This window comes from Xanthomonas sp. NCPPB 3442 (genome assembly GCF_056725145.1).
Genome location: NZ_CM161514.1, coordinates 3,132,108 through 3,157,911 on the forward strand (window position 1 = coordinate 3,132,108; position 25,804 = coordinate 3,157,911).

At 64.7% G+C, this 25,804-nt stretch carries 24 protein-coding genes and 1 tRNA gene; 6 read left to right on the forward strand and 19 right to left on the reverse strand.

The genetic code is table 11. The features are described from left to right. Nucleotides 1-792, forward strand: a complete 792-nt coding sequence (gene cho / locus AC1POX_RS13540; protein ID WP_228729707.1) for an excinuclease Cho — start codon at nucleotides 1-3, stop codon at nucleotides 790-792. A gap of 151 nt (nucleotides 793-943) precedes the next feature. On the opposite strand, the gene AC1POX_RS13545 is transcribed toward cho, so the two are convergent. Continuing rightward, the gene (locus tag AC1POX_RS13545; RefSeq protein ID WP_071117744.1) at nucleotides 944-1,219 is read right to left on the reverse strand and encodes a hypothetical protein; all 276 of its coding nucleotides are present in this window, start codon (nucleotides 1,217-1,219) and stop codon (nucleotides 944-946) included. Nucleotides 1,220-1,466: 247 nt separating this feature from the next. Next, nucleotides 1,467-1,542, reverse strand: a tRNA-Phe gene (locus AC1POX_RS13550). A gap of 182 nt (nucleotides 1,543-1,724) precedes the next feature. Between AC1POX_RS13550 and AC1POX_RS13555 the strand changes: the two genes are divergently transcribed. The 5 genes from AC1POX_RS13555 to dxs all read left to right on the forward strand — a co-directional run bounded on the left by AC1POX_RS13555 (nucleotide 1,725) and on the right by dxs (nucleotide 7,985). Further along, nucleotides 1,725-2,261, forward strand: a complete 537-nt coding sequence (locus AC1POX_RS13555; RefSeq protein WP_008571386.1) for a lipocalin family protein — start codon at nucleotides 1,725-1,727, stop codon at nucleotides 2,259-2,261. 114 nt (nucleotides 2,262-2,375) lie between these two features. Beyond that, nucleotides 2,376-2,852: an LEA/WHy family protein gene (locus AC1POX_RS13560; protein WP_011347883.1), complete on the forward strand. Its 477-nt coding sequence runs from the start codon at nucleotides 2,376-2,378 to the stop codon at nucleotides 2,850-2,852. A gap of 47 nt (nucleotides 2,853-2,899) precedes the next feature. Then, nucleotides 2,900-4,693: an acyl-CoA dehydrogenase C-terminal domain-containing protein gene (locus AC1POX_RS13565; protein ID WP_372356276.1), complete on the forward strand. Its 1,794-nt coding sequence runs from the start codon at nucleotides 2,900-2,902 to the stop codon at nucleotides 4,691-4,693. A gap of 286 nt (nucleotides 4,694-4,979) precedes the next feature. Beyond that, a complete protein-coding gene (locus AC1POX_RS13570; protein ID WP_011347885.1) occupies nucleotides 4,980-5,636 on the forward strand; it encodes an HNH endonuclease in 657 nt (218 codons plus the stop codon). A gap of 432 nt (nucleotides 5,637-6,068) precedes the next feature. After that, entirely contained in the window at nucleotides 6,069-7,985 is a 1,917-nt protein-coding gene (dxs, locus tag AC1POX_RS13575) for a 1-deoxy-D-xylulose-5-phosphate synthase (protein WP_372357180.1), read from the forward strand. A 34-nt stretch (nucleotides 7,986-8,019) separates the two neighbouring features. On the opposite strand, the gene AC1POX_RS13580 is transcribed toward dxs, so the two are convergent. The 17 genes from AC1POX_RS13580 to AC1POX_RS13660 all read right to left on the reverse strand — a co-directional run bounded on the left by AC1POX_RS13580 (nucleotide 8,020) and on the right by AC1POX_RS13660 (nucleotide 25,740). Further along, entirely contained in the window at nucleotides 8,020-9,276 is a 1,257-nt protein-coding gene (locus AC1POX_RS13580) for a glycosyltransferase (RefSeq protein ID WP_372356277.1), read from the reverse strand. Further along, complete coding sequence (locus AC1POX_RS13585) at nucleotides 9,266-9,877, reverse strand: hypothetical protein (protein WP_372356278.1); 612 nt, start codon at nucleotides 9,875-9,877, stop codon at nucleotides 9,266-9,268. The genes AC1POX_RS13580 and AC1POX_RS13585 overlap by 11 nt, the downstream gene beginning before the upstream one ends. Then, nucleotides 9,855-11,009: a glycosyltransferase family 2 protein gene (locus AC1POX_RS13590; RefSeq protein WP_031423213.1), complete on the reverse strand. Its 1,155-nt coding sequence runs from the start codon at nucleotides 11,007-11,009 to the stop codon at nucleotides 9,855-9,857. Before AC1POX_RS13590 ends, AC1POX_RS13585 begins: the two co-directional genes overlap by 23 nt. After that, nucleotides 11,000-11,959, reverse strand: coding sequence for an NAD-dependent epimerase/dehydratase family protein (locus AC1POX_RS13595; RefSeq protein WP_008574543.1), 960 nt, complete (start codon nucleotides 11,957-11,959; stop codon nucleotides 11,000-11,002). Before AC1POX_RS13595 ends, AC1POX_RS13590 begins: the two co-directional genes overlap by 10 nt. After that, nucleotides 11,956-12,804 carry an MBL fold metallo-hydrolase gene (locus AC1POX_RS13600; RefSeq protein WP_122272632.1) on the reverse strand — a complete coding sequence of 283 codons (849 nt, stop codon included), beginning with the start codon at nucleotides 12,802-12,804 and terminating at the stop codon, nucleotides 11,956-11,958. Before AC1POX_RS13600 ends, AC1POX_RS13595 begins: the two co-directional genes overlap by 4 nt. Continuing rightward, nucleotides 12,804-13,871: a 3-oxoacyl-[acyl-carrier-protein] synthase III C-terminal domain-containing protein gene (locus AC1POX_RS13605; RefSeq protein ID WP_372356279.1), complete on the reverse strand. Its 1,068-nt coding sequence runs from the start codon at nucleotides 13,869-13,871 to the stop codon at nucleotides 12,804-12,806. Before AC1POX_RS13605 ends, AC1POX_RS13600 begins: the two co-directional genes overlap by 1 nt. Before the next feature lie 131 nt (nucleotides 13,872-14,002). Further along, a complete protein-coding gene (locus AC1POX_RS13610) occupies nucleotides 14,003-15,019 on the reverse strand; it encodes a TraB/GumN family protein (protein WP_372356280.1) in 1,017 nt (338 codons plus the stop codon). A gap of 91 nt (nucleotides 15,020-15,110) precedes the next feature. Continuing rightward, nucleotides 15,111-15,572 (reverse strand): cupin domain-containing protein, encoded by a 462-nt coding sequence (locus AC1POX_RS13615; RefSeq protein WP_008574552.1) that lies wholly within the window; start codon nucleotides 15,570-15,572, stop codon nucleotides 15,111-15,113. Nucleotides 15,573-15,606: 34 nt separating this feature from the next. Beyond that, nucleotides 15,607-16,401: a WecB/TagA/CpsF family glycosyltransferase gene (locus AC1POX_RS13620; protein ID WP_008574554.1), complete on the reverse strand. Its 795-nt coding sequence runs from the start codon at nucleotides 16,399-16,401 to the stop codon at nucleotides 15,607-15,609. Between the two features lie 4 nt (nucleotides 16,402-16,405). Further along, on the reverse strand, nucleotides 16,406-17,200 hold the full coding sequence (locus AC1POX_RS13625; protein WP_014090472.1) for a polysaccharide pyruvyl transferase family protein: 795 nt from the start codon (nucleotides 17,198-17,200) through the stop codon (nucleotides 16,406-16,408). Nucleotides 17,201-17,236: 36 nt separating this feature from the next. Further along, nucleotides 17,237-18,433: a GumK N-terminal domain-containing glycosyltransferase gene (locus AC1POX_RS13630; protein ID WP_011347895.1), complete on the reverse strand. Its 1,197-nt coding sequence runs from the start codon at nucleotides 18,431-18,433 to the stop codon at nucleotides 17,237-17,239. A 63-nt stretch (nucleotides 18,434-18,496) separates the two neighbouring features. After that, the gene (locus tag AC1POX_RS13635) at nucleotides 18,497-19,987 is read right to left on the reverse strand and encodes a lipopolysaccharide biosynthesis protein (protein WP_014090474.1); all 1,491 of its coding nucleotides are present in this window, start codon (nucleotides 19,985-19,987) and stop codon (nucleotides 18,497-18,499) included. Nucleotides 19,988-20,004: 17 nt separating this feature from the next. Further along, on the reverse strand, nucleotides 20,005-21,054 hold the full coding sequence (locus tag AC1POX_RS13640) for a glycosyltransferase (protein ID WP_029819705.1): 1,050 nt from the start codon (nucleotides 21,052-21,054) through the stop codon (nucleotides 20,005-20,007). After that, entirely contained in the window at nucleotides 21,051-22,193 is a 1,143-nt protein-coding gene (gene gumH, locus AC1POX_RS13645; protein ID WP_372356281.1) for a GDP-mannose:cellobiosyl-diphosphopolyprenol alpha-mannosyltransferase, read from the reverse strand. The genes AC1POX_RS13640 and gumH overlap by 4 nt, the downstream gene beginning before the upstream one ends. Before the next feature lie 64 nt (nucleotides 22,194-22,257). Then, nucleotides 22,258-23,346, reverse strand: a complete 1,089-nt coding sequence (locus AC1POX_RS13650) for an acyltransferase family protein (RefSeq protein WP_372356282.1) — start codon at nucleotides 23,344-23,346, stop codon at nucleotides 22,258-22,260. A 13-nt stretch (nucleotides 23,347-23,359) separates the two neighbouring features. Beyond that, complete coding sequence (locus AC1POX_RS13655) at nucleotides 23,360-24,454, reverse strand: acyltransferase family protein (RefSeq protein ID WP_372356283.1); 1,095 nt, start codon at nucleotides 24,452-24,454, stop codon at nucleotides 23,360-23,362. Beyond that, nucleotides 24,451-25,740, reverse strand: coding sequence for a hypothetical protein (locus AC1POX_RS13660; RefSeq protein ID WP_029819710.1), 1,290 nt, complete (start codon nucleotides 25,738-25,740; stop codon nucleotides 24,451-24,453). Before AC1POX_RS13660 ends, AC1POX_RS13655 begins: the two co-directional genes overlap by 4 nt. Between the last annotated feature and the right edge of the window lie 64 nt (nucleotides 25,741-25,804).

Genomic DNA, 25,804 nt, shown 5'->3' on the forward strand with positions numbered 1-25,804 from the left:
TTGCGCAGCACGCTCGAAACCTTGCCGACGACTGCCGGGGTGTATCTCTTCCACGGCCAGGACAGCGAACTGCCGTTGTATATCGGCAAGAGCGTCAACTTGCGGGTGCGGGTGATGGATCACTTCCGCACGCCACGCGAAGCCTCGCTATTGCGCCAGACCCGTCGCATCAGCGTGTTCGAAATGGCCGGCGATCTCGGTGCGCAGCTGCTGGAATCGCAGCTCATCAAATCGATGCGCCCGCTGTACAACCAGAAGCTGCGGCGCGTCCCGCGTCAGTTTTCGATCCGGCTGTATTGCGGCGACGTGTCCATCGTGCATTCGGCCGAGCGCGACCCGGCGGTCATACCGTGGCTGTATGGGCTCTATTCCAGCCCACGCGCCGCCCAGGAAGCGCTGCGGCGGCTGGCCGATCGCGACCGCCTTTGCTACGGGCTGCTCGGCCTGGAACGCGCCACCGATGGTCGCCCGTGTTTCCGCGCCATGTTGAAGCGCTGTGCCGGTGCCTGCCATGGCGCCGAATCGCTGGGCGACCACGAGATGCGTCTACGCGCCGCCCTTGAGCATCTGGAACAGGCCGTCTGGCCGTTTCCTGGCGCGGTGGCGTTGAAGGAAGAGGGCAAGCAGTTGCGTCAATTTCACGTGCTGCGCAACTGGCACTATTTGGGCAGCGCCACCTCGCTGGCTGCGGCCCGCAAACTGAAGACCGCACCCGGCGACTTCGATCGCGATTGCTACCGGATTTTGCGCAAGGGCCTTCAAACGCATTTGCACAACGTGGTGTTGCTGTAGGCACGACATGCGTGGCGTGTTCACTTGGGCACGCGCAGCAGGTGCTGAGTTCATGCGAGGCATCGCGCGGCGTGACGCCAGCCTGTCCTGTTTCCCCACCAACAACGGTCCCGCCGCCTACGCTCTCCAAGCGCATGCGAGAGCCCGCGATTCAGCCACTCTGCATCTCGCAGCTGCGGTATTCCTTGGGGTCCAGAAACTCCGCCAGACAAGAACCGACGCGCAGCGCCTGCTCGCGTGCGTCGCCCCGGTATTCGCCCTGCCCTGCGCCCTCGATCGTGGCTACGGGCGCGGCACGGTCGCGGTGGTAAACGAACGCGGTGGAAAGCCACAGCGTCGCGCCAGGCGCCTGGCTTTCCAGGGTCTCCACGCGGAATTCACCGCAGTAACCGTGGATCAGGGTGCGTCGAAGTGTCTTGTGCGTCATGCGCGCAGTATCGCCATGCGCATTTGAAGACCACGTCGAAATCGATTGCATTGCGTGCACATAGGACCTACGCGGATGAACGGGTGGCCGAACCAACGCGCGAGTCTGCGTCCACGCTGGATCACGTCAGCGCAAGCACGCGCGCATGCAGCACAAAGACTGCGCAGCGCGCGCAAGATCGAGGCAGTGACGGAGGAACAACAGATCCGGTGAGAACCGGGAAGCCTTGCGAACGAAGGCTTGGATATGGTGGCCGAGGACGGAATCGAACCGCCGACACGGGGATTTTCAATCCCCTGCTCTACCAACTGAGCTACTCGGCCACTTAACCTGCAACACGATGCCTGCGTTGCGAGGACGCGCACTATAGCGAGCAGGCGCAGTTTGGGCAAGCGTTGCGAGCAACTTTGTTGCCGGCCGCCGTGGGGGGCCGCGATTCTTGCACCGCTTCACGCCGCGCGGCCGGCGACATGGCCTAGCCTGCGCGCGTTCACCGGAGATTGTCATGCGCCTGCCCCGCCTGCTGTTGTCGTTCGTCGCCCTGCTGCCGCTGACAGCGTTTGCGCAACAACCGGTGCGCGCGGTGCCGCAGCTGGACATCTCGCGCTATGCCGGCCAGTGGCATGAGATTGCGCACCTGCCGGTGTCGTTCCAGAAGAAGTGCCGCAGCGACATTACCGCCAGCTACACCTTGCGCGACGATGGCTTGATCGGCGTGCGCAATGGCTGCCGCACCGCCGATGGCAGCCTGACCCAGGCCGACGGCGTGGCGCGCCCGGTCGCCGGCCAGCCCGGGCAGTTGCAGGTGCGCTTTGCTCCCGAGTGGCTGGGTTGGTTGCCGCTGGTGTGGGCCGACTATTGGGTGATCGCGCTCGACCCGGATTACCAATGGGCGGTGGTCGGCGAGCCGGATCGCAAGTACCTGTGGATCCTGTCGCGCTCGCCACAGATGCAGCGCGCGCAACTGGAACGGCTCAAGGCGCAGGCGACCGAGATGGGCTACGACCTGTCGCCGTTGATTGTGGCCGCGCCGTTATTGTGAGGCTGCGTATCACCTGGCGTAATGATTCGGCACCCGCGCTTCGCGCACTCGGGAGCGGCGACCGTACTGCGTAGTATTCTTGGCGCCGCCTCATTCCGCCAAGGACCCGAGTCCATGCGTCGTGCCTATCGCCTTCTTCTTGTGTCGCTGGCCTGCGGGCTGCTGCTGAGCGCCTGCGGCGGCGCAGTCCGCCGGGTGTCCGAGCCGGCCGCCAGCATCCAGCAACTGACCGTGCGTGCCGACGGCTCCTGGTCGGTGGACCTGCGCCTGCAGAACTACAGCAGCATCCCGATGCAGTTCGAACGCGTGGCACTGGAAATCTCTGCCGGCGATCAACTGGCCGGCAAGCTCGACCAGGCCGTGGGCATGTCGATCGGCCCGGAAACCGCAGACGTGGTCACCGTCACCGTGCAACCCACCTCGCTGGGCCGCATCACCGCGGCCGACGTGCTGGCCGGCGGCCGCTCGTTCCCGTACACGCTCAAGGGCACGGTCTGGGCGACCCCACAGGACAAGAAACAACGCGAGTTCAGTGTGGAATCGCGCAATACGCTCAGCCCGGCTCCCGGCCTCAACGGCGTGCTGCGCTAAGAGTCGCTAAGGCGCACGCCTCCCGTACCCGCTTCCAAGGATCCCGCATGAGCAGCTATACCGCCCCGCTGACCGATTTCCGCTTTGCCCTGCACGACGTGCTCGGCGCGCATGCCCTGTTCGCCCGGCTCGGCTACACCGAGGCCAGCACCGACATCATCGACGCCGTCCTCGAAGAGGCCGGCCGCTTCACCTCGCAGGTGCTGGCGCCGCTCAACAGCGTGGGCGACGAGATCGGTTGCGCGTTCGACAAGAGCACGCACGCGGTGACCACCCCGCCCGGCTTCCGCGCCGCCTACGATCAATTCGTGGAAGGCGGCTGGAACGGGCTCACCGCCGAACCGCAATTCGGCGGCCAGGGCATGCCGCACACGCTGGGCGTGCCGCTGAGCGAAATGATCAACGCCGCCAACCTGGCCTGGGGCAACTTTCCGCTGCTCTCGCATGGCGCGATGGAAGCCCTGCGCCAGCACGGCGAGACCTGGCAGCAGGACGTCTTCCTCAAACCCCTGATCGACGGCCGCTGGACCGGCACCATGTGCCTGACCGAACCGCATTGCGGCACCGACCTGGGCCTGCTCAAGACCCGCGCCGAACCCAATCCCGATGGCAGCTACGCCATCACCGGCACCAAGATCTTCATCACCGCCGGCGAGCACGACCTCACCGACAACATCGTGCATCTGGTACTGGCCAAGCTGCCGGACGCACCGGCCGGCGCCAAGGGCATCTCGCTGTTCGTCACCCCCAAGTTCAAGGTGGGCCGCGACGGCAACGTGGGCGAGCGCAATGCGCTGCATTGCGGCTCCATCGAGCACAAGATGGGCATCAAGGGCTCGGTCACCTGCGTGATGAACTTCGAGGGCGCGCAAGGCTACCTGGTCGGCCAGCCCCACAAGGGACTGCAGGCGATGTTTACGATGATGAATACCGCACGCCTGAGCGTGGGCCTGCAAGGCATCGGGTTGTCCGAGCGCGCCTACCAGAACGCCCTGCGCTACAGCCGCGAGCGGTTGCAATCGCGGGCGCTCAGCGGGGCCAAATTCCCGGACAAGCCGGCCGACCCGATCATCGTGCACCCGGACGTGCGCCGCATGTTGCTGACCATCAAGTCGCTGACCGAAGGCAGCCGCCTGCTCGCGTTGCATGCGGCCAGCCTGGTCGACGTTGCCCATCGCGGCGAGAGCGAACGCGAACGCGCCGACGCCGAGACCCTGGTGAGCTTCCTCACCCCGATCTCCAAGGGCTGCCAGACCGAATGGTCGATCGAGAACACCTACCACGCGCTGCAGTGCTTCGGCGGCCACGGCTACATCCGCGAATACGGCATGGAGCAGCTGGCCCGCGATGCGCGCATCACCACCATCTACGAAGGCACCACCGGCATCCAGGCGCTGGACCTGATCGGCCGCAAGACCGCCGCCAGCCAGGCCGCCGGGCTAAAGCTCTTCCTGGCCGATGTGGAAACCTTCGCCAACGCCCAGGACGGCAACGCTGCGCTGGCCGAGTTCATCAAGCCGCTGCGCGACAAGTGCAGCGAATGGGCGATGCTGACCCGCGATGTGCTCGACCGCGCCGCGCGCAACCCGGACGAACTGGGCGCGGCCAGCCACGACTACCTGTTTTATTCGGGCTACGTGGTGCTGGCGTACTGGTGGGCGCGCAGCGTGGCCGCTGCCGATGCCTCCGCGCACAGCGAGGACTTCAAGCGCGCCAAGCGGGAGACGGCGCGGTTCTACTTTGCCCGCATCCTGCCGCGCACCCTGACCCATGCCGCCGCCATCCGCAGCGGCGCCGCACCGCTGATGACCCTGGAAGCGGAGCTGTTCGGCGAAGGCTGAGCGCCTCGCGGCCAGGTGCGCTCCTACGGCTCACGCCGCGGAATTCTGCCGCTGTCGTAGGAGCGGACCTGGCCGCGACAGAGCGGTATCGCTCGACAAAGCCTCGCGCCCGGGGGCGCTCCTACGGCTCATCAACGCCATCACTGCGTTCGACGAGCGATTCCGCAGCGCGGCGGCACGCAATGGCGGGCAACGGGACTTGCCGAGCCAGTGCTTGAAGACACGCGCCAACGCCATTCGCTGCGATACACAAACTGTCAACGATCGGGTATAAGCTGTTTTCCCGATGGAGACAGACACGCACGTTCGTGATGTGATCGTCCCCGGAGGCAGCGCTGCCCCGGACACGGGCAGCGCTGTCGCCGCAATCCACCAACTCCCCACGCTTCGCCTGCTGTCGCTCGATGCGCATGGCCGCGTGCTGGACTGGATCAACTGGCAAGACGCTGCCTGCCTGTACGCCCGCGATGCGGTGTCGTGGACGCTGGGCGAGCCATGCATGCAGATCCACGGCGGCATCTCGCGGCTGACCGGCGAGCGCAGCACGCTGGAACTGCACCCCATCATCGCCGCGCGCGGGCATGCCCGGTCGCGCGCGCTGGACCCGACCCCGACCCTCAGCAACACCGCGTTATTCGCGCGCGATTCGCAGCTGTGCATGTATTGCGGCCAGCATTTCAGTCGCCCGCACCTGACCCGCGACCACGTCATGCCGGTGTCCAAAGGCGGTCGCGACAGTTGGGAAAACGTGGTGACCGCCTGCTTCCAGTGCAATTCGCGCAAGGCCAACCGCACGCCGCAACAGGCGCATATGCCGCTGCTGGCGGTGCCCTACCGGCCGAGCTGGATCGAGCACCTGATCCTGTCCAACCGCAACATCCTGTCCGATCAGATGGCCTTTTTGCGCGCGCAACTGCCCAAACGCTCCAAGCTGTCGCTGTAAGCCGGCTGGCCACGCGTTGCGCCTGCCGGCTGGTGAGTGGCCGCGCCACCCTTCGGCCGAGTGCCAAGACAACCACGGGCGCTTGGGCCTGGATGCCGTGCGGTTGCCCCACTCGCGCCGCAGCGCTGGCGGCTTCGCTGGCGCACGGGGTGTCCGACGTGACATCGAACCCGGCCACGGCGATCCAACGCATGAGGCACCCGGACACGGCCAAGCGTCCCATCCCACGCAGGCAAGGGCCAAGTGGTCTAGAGGACTCGGCGCAATCGGTCCATCGAACGGTGCGGCAGATTGCCGCAGGTGTGGGTAAGCATCGCGCGCGCCAGGCGTGACGGTGTGTGTGCCCATCACTTCCCGCTGACAGCTGAACCGGTTTGCTTGCCGGGCCTTCGCATGGGGAGGACAATACGGCTTCAGAAGATTGACACGATGATGATCGACACCACCCGCTATCCGCGCCTGTCCCGCATCCAGACTCCCGACGATCTGCGCCGCTTCGACGAAGCCGAGCTGACCGCGATCGCCGAAGAACTGCGCTCCTATCTGATCGAATCGGTGGGCAAGAGCGGCGGGCACTTCGCGGCCGGCCTGGGCGTGATCGAGCTCACCGTCGCCCTGCACTACCTGTATCAGACGCCGGTGGATCAACTGGTGTGGGACGTCGGGCATCAGACCTACCCGCACAAGATCCTCACCGGCCGGCGCGACCAGATCCACACGGTCAAGCAGAAGGACGGCGTGGCGCCGTTTCCCAAGCGCGAAGAGAGCATCTACGACACCTTCGGCGTGGGCCATTCGTCGACCTCGATCTCGGCCGCGCTCGGCATGGCCATCGCTGCGCAGCGCAACGTCGACGACCGCAAGGTGGTGGCGGTGATCGGCGACGGCGCAATGACCGCCGGCATGGTCTACGAAGCGCTGAACCACGCTGGCGGCATGGACCCGGAACCGAATCTGCTGGTGATCCTCAACGACAACCGCATGTCGATCTCCGAAGCAGTGGGCGGGTTGACCAAGATGCTGGGGCGCGCCAGCGGCAGCCGCACGCTCAATGCGATCCGCGAAGGCGGCAAGAAGATCCTCGGCGACAAGAAGAACAACCCTACCGCGCGTTTCGTGCGGCGTTGGGAAGAACACTGGAAAGGCATGTTCGTGCCGTCCACGCTGTTCGAGGAGATGGGCTTCCATTACACCGGCCCGATCGATGGCCACGACCTGCCCAGCCTGGTTGGCGCACTGAAGACCCTGCAGACGCTCAAGGGCCCGCAACTGCTGCACGTCATCACCACCAAGGGCAAGGGCTACGAGCTGGCCGAAGGCGATCAGATCGGTTATCACGCCGTTGGCCCGTTCGATCCGAGCAAGGGCCTGGTGGCAAAGGCCGGCGCCAAGAAGCCGACCTATACCGACGTCTTCAGCGATTGGGTCTGCGACATGGCCGCCGCCGAACCCAAGCTGTTGGTGATCACACCGGCGATGCGCGAGGGCTCGGGCCTGGTGCGCTTCAGCAAGGAATATCCGCAGCGCTATTTCGATGTGGCCATTGCCGAGCAGCACGCGGTAACGCTGGCCGCTGGCATGGCGACCCAGGGCGCCAAGCCGGTGGTCGCGATCTATTCCACCTTCCTGCAGCGCGGCTACGACCAACTGGTGCACGACGTGGCGGTGCAGCAACTGGATGTGCTGTTTGCGATCGATCGCGGCGGCGTGGTCGGCCCGGATGGCGCCACCCATGCCGGCAATCTGGATCTGAGCTTTCTGCGCTGCGTGCCGCACATGGTGGTGATGGCGCCGGCCGATGAGGCCGAATGCCGTCAGATGCTGAGCACCGGCGTGCAGTACCAGGGCCCGGCAGCGGTGCGCTACCCGCGCGGCACCGGCCCGGGTGTGGCGCTCGATGCCTCGCTGGCCACCCTGCCGATCGGCAAGGCGCAGCTGCGCCACAGCGGCACCCGCATCGCCCTGCTCGGCTTCGGCGCGACGGTGGATGCGGCAGAGGCGGTCGGCCGCGAACTGGGGCTGACGGTCGTGAACATGCGCTTCGTCAAGCCGCTGGACAAGGCGATGCTGCTGGAGCTCGCAAAAACCCACGACGGCTTCGTCACCATCGAAGACAACGTGGTTGCAGGCGGCGCAGGTGCTGGCGTGTCGGAACTGCTCAACGCCGAAGCCGTTACCATGCCGATGCTGCACCTGGGCCTGCCGGACAGCTTCCAGCATCACGCCAGCCGCGAAGACCTGCTGGCCGAGGCCGGCATCGACCAGGCCGGCATTCGCGCCGCCGTGCTCAAGCGCTGGCCGCAACTGATGACCAGCAAGACGCCTGCGTTGAACGCTGCGGCAGGCTGAGCGCGCCGACAGATTCGTTGTGGCGCGTGCCGCATTACACCGGCGGCACCGCGCCAGTACGCGCGAAACCCTCCACCAGCTGCGCGATGCGCGCCTGCGATTGGATCAGTTGTAGCGCCGCCTGCAGGCGACGCACGCCATGTGGCACCTCGCCGGCGCCGAGCGCCTGACGCAGCAACGCCGGCAAGCCATCCAGATCGCGCAACCACCAGGCAGCACCTGCCACCTGCAGGCGCGCGGCGTGATCGAACTGGTCGTAATCCAGCGGGTAGACGATGGCCGGCAATCCCGCGGCGAGGCAGGCGTAGAGAATGCCGGCGCCGCCGTGATGGATCACCAAGGCGTAGCGGTGCAGGTGCTGGGCGTAATCCACATAGGGCAGCCGCTGATAGTTGCCCTGCCCCGGCTGCGGCGAAGCGCCGGTGTCGCCGTCGCTGAAATGGAAGACCACCTCCGGGAACTGCGGCGCCAGCGCACGCAACACGCCATCCATGCGCTGCTTGACCCATTGCAGATGCGTGCCCAGCGTCACCAGCACATGCCGGCGACCGTCGACGAAGGTGGGCGCCGGCACCGACGAAGGCGGCGTGCACAACTGCGGCCCGACAAAGCGCACTGCCGTCGGCCAGCGTTGCGCCAGCTCGAACGACGGAACTCCCAGGGCCAGGATGCACTGCGGCGAATACACCGCCTCGCTGCGATCGCGGCGATAGATTGCCGGCAACCCGCACGCGCGCATCTGGCGCCGATAGCAAAGGTGCAGGGTCCGTTTGAAGCCACGTGTGAGCCGGCGTGCCGCTGCATGCCAGACACGCTGCAAGGGTGTGGTCGCAGGCAGCAACCCGCCAAAGTATGCGGGCGGCCCATCCGTGGTTTCGATCACGCATGGAGACGGCATGCTGGTCCACCAGGCAATGCCCATCGTCTGTGCGGCCAGTCCTGCGCTGGGCAGGGTGAAGTCGACGATCACCAGATCCGGCCGCCGCGCGTGCCAGCGCTGCTGCAGCGCTTCGCCGAGCTGCGCCATGAGCCCGAGTGCGCTGTGCAACTGCCGACGCAGGCGCACGGGGTTGTGGCCCACTGCATGCGGCGGGTTGGCGATGGAAAGCAGCAAGCGATCGGCATGCGCATCCAGCACGCTGGCAGCGGCGAGCCCACATGCCTCGATGCGCGCCCGCGCAGCAGGCGTGCTGATGACGCAGACATCGTGCTGCGCGGTGAGCTGTTGCGCGATCGCCAGGATGGGATGCAGATGGCCGCTGTAGGGCGGTGCGATCAGATCAATGCGCATGCGCTGCGCCCTGTCGCATTCGTTCGATCTGCGCGACAAAGCGCTGGCACTCGGCAAGCACCTCGGCGTTGCGCAGGTACGCCATGTGTCCGCACGCAGGTCTGGCATCGACCTGCCCATCGAACAGTGTTCGAGAGATCCAGTCGCTGCGGCCCTGTACCACGCGCAGCTGGCAGAACACTGAGGGCGCATGACACACCGGGCCGTACGCAAAAACCGCCAGGCGTGCACGCAGCGCATCCGGCAACTGCAATGCGGTCAACAGCTGCAGTCCGCAGCTGCCGGCAAGAAGCAGCGTCATCGGCGCCTGATCCAGCAGCGCATGGACACGCTTGCGATCGGCTTCGGCAAGGCGGGCATGTCGGGCCGCAAGATACTGCCGTGCATTGGACAGGCTGGCACGCCACAACGGCGTGCGCCGGTGCGGCGCGCCGTTGCGGCGATACGGGTAATTGCAATCCAGCAGCTGCCGGCCTGCGCCCTGAAGCTGTTGCAGAAATGCGCCCTGCTCCGCACTCAAGGCGCAGCTTGCCGGATCGCTTTGCCCGGTGAGGAAGGCGATCTGCAGCGGCCCCGACTCACTCCGCACGAAAGCACCCATTCGGTAGCACGCGGTAACGCCGCGTGCGCCAGCGGATCGTGCGCACCAGCGCTGCGTGCAGCAGATGCAGCGGCTGCAGGCATTCGGCGCATAGCGACACCAGCAGGCGGTGGCGAACGGCGCCGGTGACGCGCCATTGCACAGCGCACAGCAGCAGCGCGCGCACCAGCAAGACGATCAGCACGCAGAGTGCAGCCGGCCAGGTGTGCTGCATGCAAGCGCAGACCAGCATGGCCACCAGCAGCAACGGCGGCAGCCCCTGCAACACGCCGATGGCACTGCGTACGTGCAGGCGTTGACGGCCTAGCAGGATCGATGCGAACAGCATCCAGCGATGCATCTGGCGCATATAGCCACGCAGGTCGGGCATGGCGGTACGCATCGCCACCGGCGCAGTGGATTGCCAGAGCCGCCCGCCGCGGTCGCGCACCAGGGTGGCGAAGGCCAGATCGTCGGTCAGCTGCTCCAGCAATGCAGTAAAGCCACCCCAGCTGCGCAGCTGTTCGGTACGCGCGGCATAGCACATGCCATTGATGGTCAGCGGCGCTGCGAATGGCAGCCAGCCCAAGTACGTGAGCGCGGCATTGTTGTTGACGAACTGCGCCAACAGGCGCCCGGCCAGCGTGGCGCTGTCGCGGTAATACGGCAGTGCGGTGACCACATCGGCATGCGTGAGGTCCGACAACAGTTGCGACAGCGCATGGCCGCCGAGGTGCGCATCGTCGTCGAGAACCAGGCTGACAGCCGCATCGATGTGCGGCAGCGCGTAATCGAGTTTCCAGGCCTTGGGGTTGATGCCTGGTGGCGCCGCGGGCACGAGAATGCGCGCGATCCGCAGCTGCGGATATTGCGCAACGACAGCAGCGGCAGCGGCGTTTCCCGGGCCATCGTCGGCATCCAGCAACCAGACGAACTGCGCCTGCGGCAATGCCTGCGCGTTGGCAACAAGCACCTCCTGCAAATGCGCATCGCCACCAAGAATAGGCTGCAGGATCGCCACCTCGGCCGGCGTGGCAACGGCACGGCGCGCCGGCCTCGCACGTTCGCCACGCATCACCCACAGCACGGCCGCCGTCTTGACCAGCAGCACGGCCAGATACAACGCCGCCAGGATGGGAACGATCAGGTCCACTGCGCTGCCTGCCAGCGCACGAAGGCGTCCACGCCCTCGTCCAGGCCGACGCTGGGCGGGCCCAGATCGGCAAGCGTGCGGCGCGGATCGAAGGTCTTGGAATATGCGAACACGCCAACGCCGAAGCGCGTGATCGGCGGCTCGCCCCGCAGCCGCAGCCCGCGATACACCGCTTCCACCACGCTGGCCATGCGCAATGCGGTGCCGATGCGCACCTCGCGCCGTGGCAACGGCAGCTGCAGGCGCGCCAGCACCTCCAACAACAACTGCTGCAGGTCCACCGGGTGTGCGTTGGTGAGATTGTAAGCAGCCTGCAACTGCGGCGCGGTGGCCGCGCGGTACAGGTAATCGCACAGCGTATCGATATAGATCAGGTCGCCGATCACCGGCTGGGTCTGGCCGACGAAACGCGGCAATGCACCCTTGCGCGCGGCGGCGATCACGCGCGGAAACAGCACCGTGTCGCCGGGCCCGAACACCGCACGCGGGCGCAACACGCTCTTTTCCCCGGGATAGTCATCCAGCAACGTCTCGCCAAGATATTTGGTTTGTGCGTATGTATTGACGAACGCCGGGCCGATCGGGCTGTCTTCATCCAGGCCGTATTGATGCGCTTCGCGATAGAACACCGAACTGGAGGAGACATATAGCAGGCGCGGGCAGCCGTTGCGCTTGCAGAAGTCGATGAGGTTGGCGGTGGCCTGGACATTGTGCCGCTGAAACTGCGCACGCGTGCCCCACGGCGAGGCCAACGCAGCTGCATGAATCACCACATCCGGTTGCCAGTCCAGCGAGAAGGCCTGGCTCAGATCGATGCGATGGTAGTTGGGCAGGTCGCTGGCGCGGCGGCCGATACCGTGAATCTCGACGCCCGGCTGCCCCTGAAAGCGCCGCAAGAATGCACCACCGACAAAACCGGACGCGCCGGTCACGAGAATGCGCAGGCTCATCGCCACTCCGGTTGATATCGGTCAAGACTCGGCTGGCAATGCGAAGGCAGGATGACCAGTTCCGGATGGGCGTGCGACAAGGCGTGCAAGCGATGCACGGTGTGCTGGAATGCGTGCCAGTCGTGCATCAGCAGACGCGTGGGCCAGGCCGGCCATTGCAGCGTGGCCCAGGTGGCCGAGGACCATACCGCGTCCGCACACAGCAACACCTCGCGGTCGTGCTGGTCGCGTACCCACAGTCCCATCTGGCCGGGCACGTGCCCGGGTAGCGATACCGCGAGCACGCTGCCGTCCTCGAACAGATCGTAGGCCGGGCCGAGCTCCTGCCAGGCTCCAGTCAACGCGCGCTGCGGTGCCCGGTCGGCAAACTGCAGCCGCTGGTCGAAGTCGTCCGGCAGCAGCTGCGGCAGCAAGGCGCGGCGCAACCCACCCATGCGCGAACAGCTGCGCAGCTGCTGGTAATCCGCGCGCAGGCAGAGAAAGCGCGCATTGGGCAGATCGCGCAGGCCGCCGACATGGTCGGCGTGGAAGTGCGAAATCAGGCACCAGGCGATGTCATCCAGCGATACGCCACGTTTGTTCAACTGCGCGCCCAGGGTTTGGTCGGCGGGCAAGCTGACTGGCGTGGTCCAGCGGTACAGGCGCTCCGGCCAGGGATCGGTGGCACGAAAAAAATGCGCGGCATAGCCGGTGTCGTACAACAGCGCGCCACGCTGCGGATGCCGGATCAGCACGCTCAGTGCGGGGAATTCCACCGCATGCCAGTGACCATCTGCACGCACCATGCGTTCGCAATGGCGGCAGTGGCCCACGCGCAGCAGCTCGAGCGACACGCGGACCGGCATCAGTAACGCAACACCATGCCGCCGATGGCAAGCCCTGCCCCGGTGCCGAGCAGCGCGACCAGATCGCCACGCTGCAGGCCCAGGTCGACGCGTGCGTGATGCAGCGCATGCGGCAACGACGCGGCGACCTGGTTACCCGTGTGTTGCAGGATGCGCACCACCTGTTCGGGGCGCAGTCCCAAGGTCTGCACCACATGATCCAGGCCGCCGCCGGAAGCCTGGTGCGGTACCAGGCAACGCAAGGCTGCGGTGGCGGTGCCGGCCTCGTGCAGCAGCTGTTCCCAAAACGCCGGCAGATGCCGCGCGGCGAAACGGTAGGCGCCGCGTCCGTCCATGCAGAACACGCGCGAGGCATCGGGCGCGCTGTCTTCGCCATGCGGGTAACGCGTGCCACCGCCGCGAATGCGGCACAGCTCGGCGCCATTGCCATAGCTGGACAGCCGGCTGGAGAGCAGCGCCGAGCCCTGCCCTGCGTCGCTGCGTCCAACGACCACTGCGGCTGCGCCATCGCCGAACAAGCCGGCCGTGGCCGGCGTCGCCGCATCCAGCCCGGCCGATGCGACTTCGCTGGAGACGATCAGCACGCGCTCGTAGCGACCTAGCGCCAGTGCGTTGGCCGCCATGTCCAGGGCCACCAGAAAACTGAGGCAGGTTGCATTGACGTCGAATGCGGGGATGCCCGAATCGCCGAGGCCGAGCGCGCGCTGGATCAGCACCGCCTGGCAGGGAATCGGCTGCTCCATGACGCTGCAGGCGGAGATCAGGCAATCGATCCGGCTGGCATCGAGCCCGGCGCTGGCCAAGGCCTGCTGTGCAGCGGCTGCCCCCATCGACGATGCGGTCTCGCCCTCGCCCACGTAATGGCGCGTCTCCACGCCGAGACGCGCGAACGTGGTTCCGGCCGGCAACTGCCAGCGCTCGTCCAACTGGTGCGATGTCACTTCCGTCGCCGGAACATGGCGCCCGGTGCCCAGGATGCGCAGCGGCAATGCGTTCAACGCGGAGCTCTCAAGACATGAAGGCGCGCAGCATACCGTGGCCGCATCGGCAGGCCAACCGCCGTGCATGCCGATACACCTTTAAGCGCATGCACCGCGAGGCACGCAGCGCAACAGCCACCTGCCGCATCCATTGCATCTCTGACAGCTGCTGTGCTCCTGCTCTGCATGACGCGCCAGGCGCACGCGGCGACATCGCCTCAAGGCGCTTCCACCTCATAGCCCAGCGCTTGCAGGCGTGCCAGATAGCCATCCGGCGCGGTCAACCGGCTGATCGGCAACACCGCGAACGTGCTGCGATTGCGTTGCAGCGCAGCGGTGGCGATACCCAGCCAATGCTCGCGCATGCGCCGTTCCAGATCGTCGATGCCGCGCTTCCTTGCAGCATCGGAGCTGGCCATTGCGTCCATGCAGGCGGCCTGCGGATCTTCGCGCGGCAGCCGACGCAAGGCCTCGACATCGCCCACCGACCAGGCATTGGCGCGCTCCACCATCGTCGGCAGGTCGCGCTCCACGGCCACCAGAATGCTGCGGAAACATGCGGTATCGTCCATTCCGCCGGCACGGAATTCCTTGAGCGCCTGGCGCGGGTCCTTGATCTTGTAGTCCAGCGCGGTCGGTGTGGGTTTGATGCCGGCACGCTTGGCAGCGCGTTCCACCACTGGCCAAACCACCGGCGAACGGGCCAGGCCGGAGCGCTTGATCGCCGCCTGATACAACTCGCCGGCAGCCAGCATCGGGCGTTTGCGCTCAACGCCGCGGTCGCTGCCGAGATAGCGCGCCTTGGACACGCTCCAGCGCGCATACAGGTCGGCCGGCAAGATGTCGCGCAGCTCGCGCCCGTCTTCGTTCTTCATCGCTTTCATGGCCGACGGCAGCAAGGTCAGCTTGCCGAAGAATCCCATGTCCGCATCCACCTGCACGGTTGGCGCTGCCAGCACCTGCTGGGACTGGCCGATGATGGTTTCCACTTCGGTCGACTGCCACTGCAGCCGCTTCGGCAAGGGCGACAAGGTACCCAGGATCCACAACACATGATCGCCCTTACTGACCTTCCACAAGCCCGGCCCGGGCTGCACGCCGCGCACGACCATGGCCTCCAGATCCACCACTGCTGGTGCCGGCGTCGCCACCTTGGGCGGCACGGCTTCACCGGCGGTCGCCAGCAGCGACACCAGCATCAAACCCATTCCCCATCCCGCGACCTTGCGTTGCATGGTGTCTTGCCCCCTGTTTGAGGCGGACAGTACGCCAAGCCGGCAGCAGCCGCGTTAGGGAAGCGTTCGGACGCGCAAACGCGGTCGATGATTAGCGTGGCAGCAGCGTCGCCAGGCGTGCAGCCAGCGGCGAGGCCTTGTCGAGCAACGCAAAGCCTTCCCAGACGAATCCCGGCGATACCGTGCAGCCCACCAGGGTGAAATCGCCGAGCGAGCGCGCCGCTTGCCAGCAGCCTGCCGGCACCACATGCATCGGCTCACCGCGTTCGGCGGCATCCACGATCACACGCTGCACTTGTTCGGTACAGGTGTCATAGATCAGCAGTTCCAAGGCATCGCCCAGCTGCCAATGCCAGGTTTCTTCCGCATCCACGCGGTGCCACGCACTGCATTCGCCGGCACTCAGCAAAAAACGGATGGCGGTCATTGCCGGGCGGGTCTGGCCGTTGTCGGTCACCTGACGCGCAGAGGCATGGATGCGGCGGTAGTGCCCGCCTTCTGGATGCGGGGCGAGGTCCAGCGAGCGGATCAGGGCGGCGGCGGTCGGATGCATGCAGGCATGCTAGGCCAGACACGCCTGCGCTGCATCAGGGCAGCTGCTTTCCCGCGCGCAAGCAGGTGCGGAAGAACACCAACAAATCCCAGCTATAGCGCTTGAGCAAACGGCGTGGCTCGTTGAGCAGCCGATACATCCACTCCATGTGCAGGCCTCGCACCCACTCGGGCGCACGCTTTGCGGTACCGGACAAGAAATCGAGCAATGCGCCCACCCCGAACACCAGCGGCACGCTCAGCGCATGGCTGTGGTCCAGGATCCAGCGCTCCTGCAGCGGATTGCCGAACGCCACCAGCAGCACATCGGCACCGGAGCGATTGATGCGCTCGGCCAGGCCCTCGCCCGCCGCCGCAAATTCGCCATAACCATCGCACATGCCGACCACCTGCTGCCCCAAGGTCCCGGTCAGCGTCGCCGCAGCGGTCTTGCCCACACCCGGACGGCCGCCCAGCAGAAAGAATTTCAGCGGTTGCGCACTCTCACGGCACAGATACGGAATCAGGTCGGTGCCATTGAGGTTGCCCGCAAAGCGGCGGCCGTGGATCAGCCGCGCAGCCAGATCCATGCCGATCCCGTCGTTGACGATGCGCACGCTGGGCTCGCGCATGCGCGTCCGCAGCGCCTGGCATTGCACGATGAAATTGGTATTGGCAAAGAACACCCGTCGCGGCTGACGGGCGGCCAGCGCGTGGAATAGATCCAACGCAAAGGCTTCCTGCGTGGTGGACAGGACCGGAAAGCCGCCCAACGGAATCACCACACCCGGCGGCGTGGTTCCGCTGGCAATCCCCGTTGTTTCCACATCCACGCGCTGGCCCTGCATCATCGAATCACCAAAGGTCGTAAGGGAAGGCAGCCAACAGCCCGGCCTGCAGCTTTTCCAGATCGAAATCGCCGTTGCCGCCCAGTTGCAGACACTCCTCCACGCTGTTGCCGGAATGCCATTGCATACGCCCGGTGCCGTTGTAGTAGTCGTCGTACTTGAAGCGATCTTCGCCATTGCCCCAATCCAGATACACCGCCGGGATGCCATAGGCTTCGGCAAGGATCAAGCCGTGCAGCGAGCTGCTGATCACCAACTCGGCGCCAAGCAACGCGCTCATGAAGGTTGCGGGCTTGACGTTGGGAAAGACCAAGTGATCCTTGTACGCGCTGTACTTTTCAACCGGCTCGTTGAAGTGCGGAACGATGGCGAACGGGCGCTTGTTGATCGTACCGAGCGCATCGGCCGGGAAGAACATCGGCGTCAGCAGCCCGGGATCGCCATACACTTCCGGCACTGCGATGCCGCGATCGAGCAGAAACTTGCGCGTCTTCGGCCCACGCACTGCACGGACATCGAGCGTACTGAAGGTGTTGCGCTCGGCAGGAATCTTGCCGTTGATGCCACTACCCCAGACGGTATCGCCGTCTTTGGCGAAGTGCAGTACCGAACCGATCGCGATCAGCTTCTTGCTCAGATCCTGCTTTTCGATCAGCGTCTTGTCCTGCAGGGACAGCACGCAGGAGACGATCACCTTGGACAGGTGATCTCCCATATTCACGCCAGCGTTCTTGGGCTGCCACCAGAACAGCGCACGACGTTCTGCATGTTCTATCCATTTCTGCAGCAAGGCGTTGGCCATAACGTGTGAGTCTCCTAAAGAAAAAATGTGCGCGCATCAATGCGAGAGCGCAGCCTCCGACGAGGCATGCACCGCTGCGCTTTGCTGTGGATACAAACGGGTTTCCGGATACGCACTGGGATCCAGCACGCGATCGGTGGTGTCGGACCAATTCAGGCACTGGCGATAGCGCACGCGCGGTGCTTCCAGGGCGCGGCCGATTGCTGCAACGACAGAATCGGCGTTCCCCGGAGTGTAGCCGAAACGCGACTGATACGGCCCCACCACGGCGTTCGGGCACACCGCAGGCAAGCCGAAAAAGTCGTATTGCAGCAACTTCATCGAACTGTCGGCCAGGTAGACCGGCACTTGCTCGGAGGCATACGGCGCAATCCCGAACCGCGCGTGCTTGATATAGCCAATGGTCTCGGCGTGTTTCATCTCGCCATAGACCACCACGTTATCGCCGTAGCCCGGATGCCGGCCCATGCCCGAACCGATCACATGAAACGTCACCTGCGGGAAGGCCTTGCTGGCAACGACGAAGAATTCCGGATCGAACAACATCGAACCGACCGCCACTGCGTGGATGCCCTCCCCGTACGGCGACGGGTCGCCGAGTTGATCCAGGTTGTGATCCACGCCATGGCCAACGTGATAGACATTGTCGCGGCTGGCGATCTCCTCTGCCATTGCCGGCGATACCAGTGCAATCACATCGAGCTTGGGCGCCACGCGGTCGAACTCGCGTTCGATATACGACGCAACATTGATCGTGCTCAATCCGTCCGACGCGCGATAGACCAGCTTGGCTGCAGGATTGACGCGCTTGGCCAGCTCGATGAAAGCGACCGCAATGCCGCTTTCGAACACGATCACATCCGCCTCGCGCATCCAGTCGAGCAACTGGCGCGGCGGATGCGCAGCATACCAACGGAACATCGCATCCTCGACCGACCGCAACCATGGACGACGCGTATTGAACGGATGCACCGTCGTGCGCCACAGGTAGCAGTCGACGCCCTTGTGCGAGACGACCTTGTTCGCGGTTTCGTCGAGCGGCAGCCGCATATCGCCCTTCATGCGCGACAACCGGCTGTAACGCAGCGAGAAGAACCGCGTGGTCCCGCGCAACGCCAGTTGATCGGTGATGAAGTGGATATTGGCGCGCCGCGGCGTGCGGTAATCGTGGGCGGACAAGACCAGATAGCAAGGCCGGCGGATGCCGGAAGCGGCGGCGGGTGTGTCGCTCATGGGCCGTGTCCTATGAATGAGTGAGAGAAAGCATGACCGACTGCAGGCGAAGACAATGTCGACTCATCGACGTGCCTTGGCCTGCGTCAGCAGCTTGCGGATGTTGATGATGGCAATCACATCGCGACGGAATGCAGGCCAGATCGCCAAGGCAAGCAGGCAAACGGCAAGCATCGTCACTGCGCCGACAGCCAGTTGCTCCCACAGCGGGCCGCCAACCGTCATGGAGGCGTAATACGCACAGCCACCTGCCACGCCGTAGGCGACCATGGCGCGCAGCGCATTGGTGAACAGGGCTCCGACCGGCGCGTCTGAAATCTTGCCGATCCACAGCAGCGACAGCGGCCAGGTCAACAACAGACCGAACGAATAGCCGATCGCCACCCCCATTGCGCCCCAGCGCGAGCCGACGAAGATGCAGGCAATCAGCAGGACGCGACTGACCAGCGAATACACCAGCTGCGCGCGCATCAGTCCCCGCGCAAGGAACACCCAATACGTTGCATAAGCGGCCGTCTGGAAGATACCGCCCAGTGTCAGCACCTGGAACAGCGGCACCGCCTCACGCCACTGCTCGCCCAGCACCAGCACAATCAGCGGCATCGCCAGCGCGCAGGCGAACGCAAACAGCGCAAAGATCAGGTGTACCATCACGGTCTGCCCGCGCAACAGAAAGGCACTGAAGCGCTCGCGGTCGTCCTGCAGCTGCGACAACACCGGCAGCGCCACGCTGGTGGCAGGGGCATTGATCTGGTTCAACGGCATCATCAACAACTGGAATGCGCGGTTGTACAAGCCCAGCGCGTCCGGTCCGGTCCGCCAACCGATGATGACCTGGCCCACGTTGCGACTGGCATACCCCAGCAACTGCGCCGCCATCAGGTTCCAGCCGAAACTCATGAAATCGCGCATCGGTGCAGAACGCTGGTAGCCACCCGGCAACCAGCGCGCGCAGCTGGCGGCGATGATGAAATTGACGCCGGCCTGCACCACCTGCTGTACCACCAGCGCCCAGTAGCCCCAGCCCAGCAGCGCAGCAGCAACCGCTGCGCCCAGACCGAGCACCTGCGAGCCCACATCGCTCAGCGCCACCTGCCCGAAGCGCAGCCCGCGGCTCAGATGCGCGCGGTACTGCGTGGTCATGCCGTTGATCAGGAAGGTGACCGCCAGCGCCTGGGAAATCGTCACCAGGGCCGGCTCCTTGTAGAAGTTCGCAATCAGATGCGCCGAGGCGAACACCACCAGCGACAGCAGCAGGCCAATGCCGCTGTTGATCCAGAACAGGTTGTCGCGCTGCTCGCGGCTCACTTGCTTGGCTTGCACAGCCGCGGCCGACAGACCGAAATCGCGCAGGATCTCGGCGGCGCCGACGATGGCGGTCACCATCGCCATCAGACCGTAGTCGTAGGGCGTCAGCAAGCGCGCCAACAGGATGATGCCGCCGAACTGCACCACCATCTTGGCCGACTGCCCCAGCATGGTCACCGCTGCGCCGCCGGCAGCGCGCGACCCCAGGCTGCGCTGTGGCGGTGGCGGCGGTGTGGAAGATGTCATCGTAGGTGTCTCTGCGGTCACAGCGCGGCGTCTCCATCCTTGCCCAACGCTTCCAGATAGGTGCGGTAATGCAACTGCCCGATCCGCGGCCAGTCGCGCTGCGACAGATCCGGTGCCGGGCCGCGTGGCGCAGCACGCACCTTGTCCAGCATGCCGGTCAGCAGCGCGGCATCGAACTCGCCTTCATACAGGAACACCCAACCGGGGCCGACTTCCTCGGCGATGGCCGCGTTGGATTCGCTCCACGGCGCCAGCACCGGGCGCGCCAGCGACAACGCCAGCAGCAAGGTGCCGGAGTTATGCATCTGCCGATACGGCAACACCACCAGTTCGGCCGCGCTGACTTCGCGCGCCAGCACAGGCTCTTCCACGTAGGCCAGCAATGCGCTGATCCGCGGATCCTGCGCGCAGGCGTCCTCCACCAAGCTGCGCATCTGCGGCGTGGCCGGGTTGCCGACGATACGCAGGTTGAGACGCGCATCGTCGACCTCGCGCATGACCTCGATCAAGGTTTCCACGCCTTTGTACGGGCGGATCAGGCCAAAGTGCAGCAGCCGTCCGGGCACCGTGCTGCCCTGCTCCATGGTCGCGAACCAGTCGCGATAATGGCCGTGCAGAATCGTATCGGTGAACGGCGGACGTGGCGGCGTGGTCGCATTGATGCGAATCCAGCGCCGCGTCAGCCGGTCGATCCAGCGCAGCAGGCTACGTTCGCGCCAGCCGCGGTCCTCATGCGGCGCAAGATTGTGCAAGGTGCGCACCACCGGCGTGCCGGTCAGCTGCAGCTTGAGCAACAACAACGCAGCGCAGGCCTGCTTGGCCAACGTGCCGGCAGCGGTCGGATGGCGCAGCAGGTATTCGGGCCAATGAAGATGCAACACGTCGTAACGCGACAGCAATGCATCGCGCATCGAAAAGAAGCGCGGATGCACTGCGGCAGGCAGCGCGTCGTAGAGCTGGGTCAGGTACGGGTTGGTGTTGGCATTGGGCTTTTCAGTGGAAAACAGCACCGTCACCTGCGGCTGCGTTGCCGCATGCGTCATTGACGCAGGAGCAAGCGCGCTCATCGCACAGCCTCCTGCACGCGCGGAATGCCCAACGCATCGTGGTATTCGTCGACGTAGCGCCCGACCACATGCTTCCAGTCATAGCGGCTCACATAGGCCATGGACGCCGCGCGACGGGTGTCGAAATCGCTGTCGGACTGCAACGCAAGCGCCTGCACCTGATCCGCTGCCGCTTCGATTCTGTCGCGGCTGACGATCACGCCCTGCCCCGATTCGCTGGCGAGCCGCACGAATGGCGGGATATCGCTGAGGATCGGAATCAAGCCCGCACTCATTGCCTCCACTGCCGCGATACCAAAGCCTTCATGCCGCGACAGGCACACGAAGAACTGCGCCTGCTGCATCAATGCGCGCAACTGCTCCTGCGAGGGCGACATGCTCAGCTGCACCTTGTCCTGCAGCCCGCGTTCGGCAATTGCCTTGCGCAGATCCGCTTCGTTCAGATCGTACTCGCGGCCGGCAATAATCAGCCGCCAGTGCGGGTCGCGCTTGAGCGCTGCCTGCAACAGCTCCAGGGTTTCGATCAGCCCCTTGTTGACCGACCACCGGCCGAAATACAGCATGGTCCGGCCGGGCGCGGTCGCTCCCTGCCCTGCATATTTCTCTACATCCACCCCGTTTTCGATCACCCGCAGCCGCGCCGGTGCCACCACCTTGGCGAACAGATCGCCATCGTTTTCGCTGGTGGCGATCACCCGTGCATAGGCCAGCGCCGAGGTGCGCGTGAGCGTCTGGAACCACAGCTGCTTCATGCGCGATGCGTAGGCGGTATGGAAAAAACCGCCGTGCGTGGACACCACCATCGGCTTGCCGTGCAGCGGCTTGGTCAATGCCAGATAGTCGTAAAAAAAGTCGATGCCATGCAGATGCACAACGTCGGCCGAACGAATCGCGCCGAGCACCGAGGGCGCCAGCGGGTAGCGCGACGAGCCGCGATAGCCAATCCGCCGGATCGGCAGCCCTTGGTGCGTGTCCTGCGCCGCAAGCCGCGCACCGGGATCGGTGAACACACGATCCAGCGTCACGACCTCGACCGTATCGGCGCTCGTGGCTTGATGTTGGCGGGCAACGTTGAGAACGACCTCTTCCATGCCCCCGATCGAAGGATGGAATTGGCGGACGACATGCACCACTTTCATTACGCCACTCTCCTTTGCCAGCGGCGCGCACTCAGTTGCTGCGACGGCTGATTCTGAAAACTCGTCATTTGCGTTTCAACCCCAACATCCACGGTGCGACCGGCACCAGCACCGCGCGCATCGGCACGCTTACAGCAATCGCGAACGCGCTCAGCCCCAACGCCCAGGCAGGTGTACCGATTGCGCTACGTGCGATCAGGCCCGTACGCGCCACCACGCTGGTGGCCACCAAGAAAACCAGGGTATGCGTGCACAGAATCAGCAAGGTATTGCTACCGATCCATTGCACCCAGCGCAGACGCCGAATGAAATAAGCGACGCAAAACGTCATCGCCGTCCCGAGCAGACTGGCCAGCAGGAAGACGGCCGCCGACTGCCCGAACTGCAGGTTGTTCACGTCCACCTGCCCGTTCCATCTCGCCAGCCACCACCACAGTGCAGCCAACGGCAACAAGGCAAGCGCCCACACCTGCGCGCGCAATGATCGCAACGCATCGGCAAAGCGCGATAGCCAACCGCCGACTGCAATGAAAAACAGCGCCACCGGCAGCACATCCAGCGCGAGCGGCAAGCGCTGCTGCAGCGAAGGGAACCAGCCCGCCCACGCCAGCGCGATCGGCAGGCTGATCGCCGCCACTGCGGCCGCACTCAATCGCGCACGCAACGCAATGTAGGCTAGCGTCGTGACAAAGAGCGCTGGCAGAAACCACAGCGCCGGAAGCACATACAGGCGTGACCCGTTGGCCCACAGCAATCCCGTCAGCGGGTGCCACCACGGGCGCGTCTGCGGATGACCTGCATGCCCATCGATCGCAGCAGTCAACAACCACAGCGCATAGGCCACCATGAAAAAAGCGAGATACGGCACCAGCAGCGTGCGCGCCAGCTTCGCGACGGATGCCCCCGTCAATGCCCGATGCCCGAATCGCTCGCCAACCCAACCCGACAACACGAAAAACAGCGGCACATGGAAGCTGTAGGCGAACAGCTTGTACGCTGGGGGCATGCCGCTGGCATGGCCCAGCACCACCAGCGCGATGGCCAACGCTTTGGCGGCGTCGATCTGCCAGTCACGCGTCGGCGCACGTGCCGTTCTGGCGTCCGCCAAGTGATGCGCACGCGCAGCGTGCGGTGAAGAGGATGTGCCTGTCATGCCAAGGCGCCGCTCATGCCGCCACCCGGCGCGCACCCAGCGCCCACGGAGCGAAGCGCATCAGGATCCAACGCAGCGGCACGCTGGCGGCCAATGCGAACAGCGTGACAAAGACCGCCCAACCCAGCCCCGGACGCGCCCCACCGAATCCACCAGCCAAGGCAGCAACACCGGAGAGCACGAAGAACACCAACATATGCGTACAAAGAATCAGCAAGGTATTGCGGCCGATCCACTGCAGCCACGCCCAGCTCTGTACCAGCCGCGCCGCGCAGATCACCATCAACGAACCAAGCAACGCGCTAACCAGGAACAGCGCGTGGTTACTTCCGAATTCGAGCATGTTGACGTCGATTCGCCCATTGGCGACAGCCAGCCAGGCCACCGCCAATCCCAACACGACCGTCGCCAGGGCGCTGCCGGCCAAGGATGTCGGCAGGCGTGGCGAAACGTGGATCAGCAAGGCGCCCAATGCGTAAAAGCACAGCGACACCGGTAGCACATCCAAACCGAAAAAAATCCGCACGTGCTGTGTCGGGAACCAGTTCATCCAGAACCACGCCACGATCAATGCCAGCCCCGCGATCAGGATCGGCGCCAGCAGGCGGCGCAAGACCATGTAACTCACCACGGTCACCAACATGACGGGCAAGAACCACAGCGGAGGCTGCACATACAGGTCCGGGCCGATGCCGGTGAACATCGCCACGATCGGCTCCCACCACGGGTGACTTCCCCAGCGCGCAGCCTTTTCGCCGATATTGCGGGTCAATAGCCAATAGGCATAGCCAAGCAGATAGAAGGTGACGTACGGCAGCAGCAAGCTGCGTACATGCCTGCCGACTGAGCGCCTGTCCAGCCCAGTCGTGGCCGACGCATAACCCGCTGCCAACCAGCCTGATACCAGGAAAAACAGCGGCACATGGAAGCTATAGGCGAACAAGGTCATGCCATGTGGGACGCCCTTGGCATGACAGAACACCACCAACAGGATCGCAATGGCCTTGGTGGCGTCGATGCGCGGGTCGCGGACGCGACCGCCTGTTGCAACCTGCGCGTCGGCGGCCGGCAAAGCCGACCGCGATGCCGGCATTGCCGACACGCTCATCGTGCTGCTCCCGCAGGCAATGGCAACTGCGCGCCATCTGCCGTTGGATCGTCCTTGATCAAGGCGGTTTGCGCGCCGGACGCAGACCAGGTCGGCAGCATGTGCCACATGCAACCGCAGACAAACCACCACAATGCCGATGTCTTGATCGAGAAGTAACCGTTGGAGACAAGCAGGCTCAAGGCGAACGCAAAGATCGCCAGGTTCTTGAACAGCTGCCCTTCCTTGCTCGGCATCAGCAGCAGGAACGAATAGGCCAGCAGGAAGGCCAGCACGCCCACGATCGATTGCGATGCGATGAAGTACGAAATGCCACTATCGAAGTAACGATACGCCTGCGCAAAATCCAGGCCCATCCAGGATTCGAACGACAGGTTATTCATCGAATAAACGGTGAAGAACACGCGCCCCATCGTGGTGTCCTGGTATGCGGTGATGCCCGTGACCCAGACCAGCAGCCATGCGCTCATGATCACCAGCAGGAACACCAGGAAGGCCAGCCGCTGATCCAACCGTTTCAATAGCGGCGTCAGCAGCACCATCAAGACACAGGTACCCGCCGCCAATCGTCCGTCTGAGGCCACGATCATGAAACCGATCAACCCCACCGACAGGATCAGCGCCGCCGGTCGCATCCAACGCCAGAACACCAGCACGATCGCGGTGAAGAAGCAGATGTAATTACCCATCGTCACCGGCTCGATGAACATCGAAGAGGCGCGCGGCAGATTGGAACCCGGCAGGAAGTTACGCTCGCCCGGCCGTGTTGCGCTGACGAACAGATTACTGTCTTCGTTCCAAAAGCCTTCGGCGCTCATGCCGCGCGCGTTGACGAAGAAGCTCTTCGGATTAATCAGATCGCCGTATTTGACTGGCATCGCCAGCTCGAATGCGGCAACCAGTGAGACGATGATGGTCATGCGGATGAACAGCTTGGGCACCGAGCCCGTGTAGGCAGAGCCAAGCACGACGAAGGCGAACACCACCAGCGCGTCGCGGAAGAACTTGGGGTCGATCTGCCAGTTCACCAAAAACCGCACGAACATCAGCGTGACGATCAACCCAAGCCCGCTGACGATCAGGGCAATGCGCTTGCGGCTCAACGAACCCATGCCAAGCAGGAAGCACGCCGCGTAGACCATGAATTCGACCGCGTAGGTGATCACCGGTCGCACGGTGAACACGTTCGCGTTGATGAACGCCAGCACCAGGTTATAGCCCACGCCGACCAGCAACGTGAGCTCGATCAGCAGGTTATGCCAGCGCACGCGAGTTTCCTCGCTCATTCGAATCAGCATGCAGATGCCCGCTTGAAAGGAGCGGCTGCAATGCAGCCGCCCGCGGCGCCGA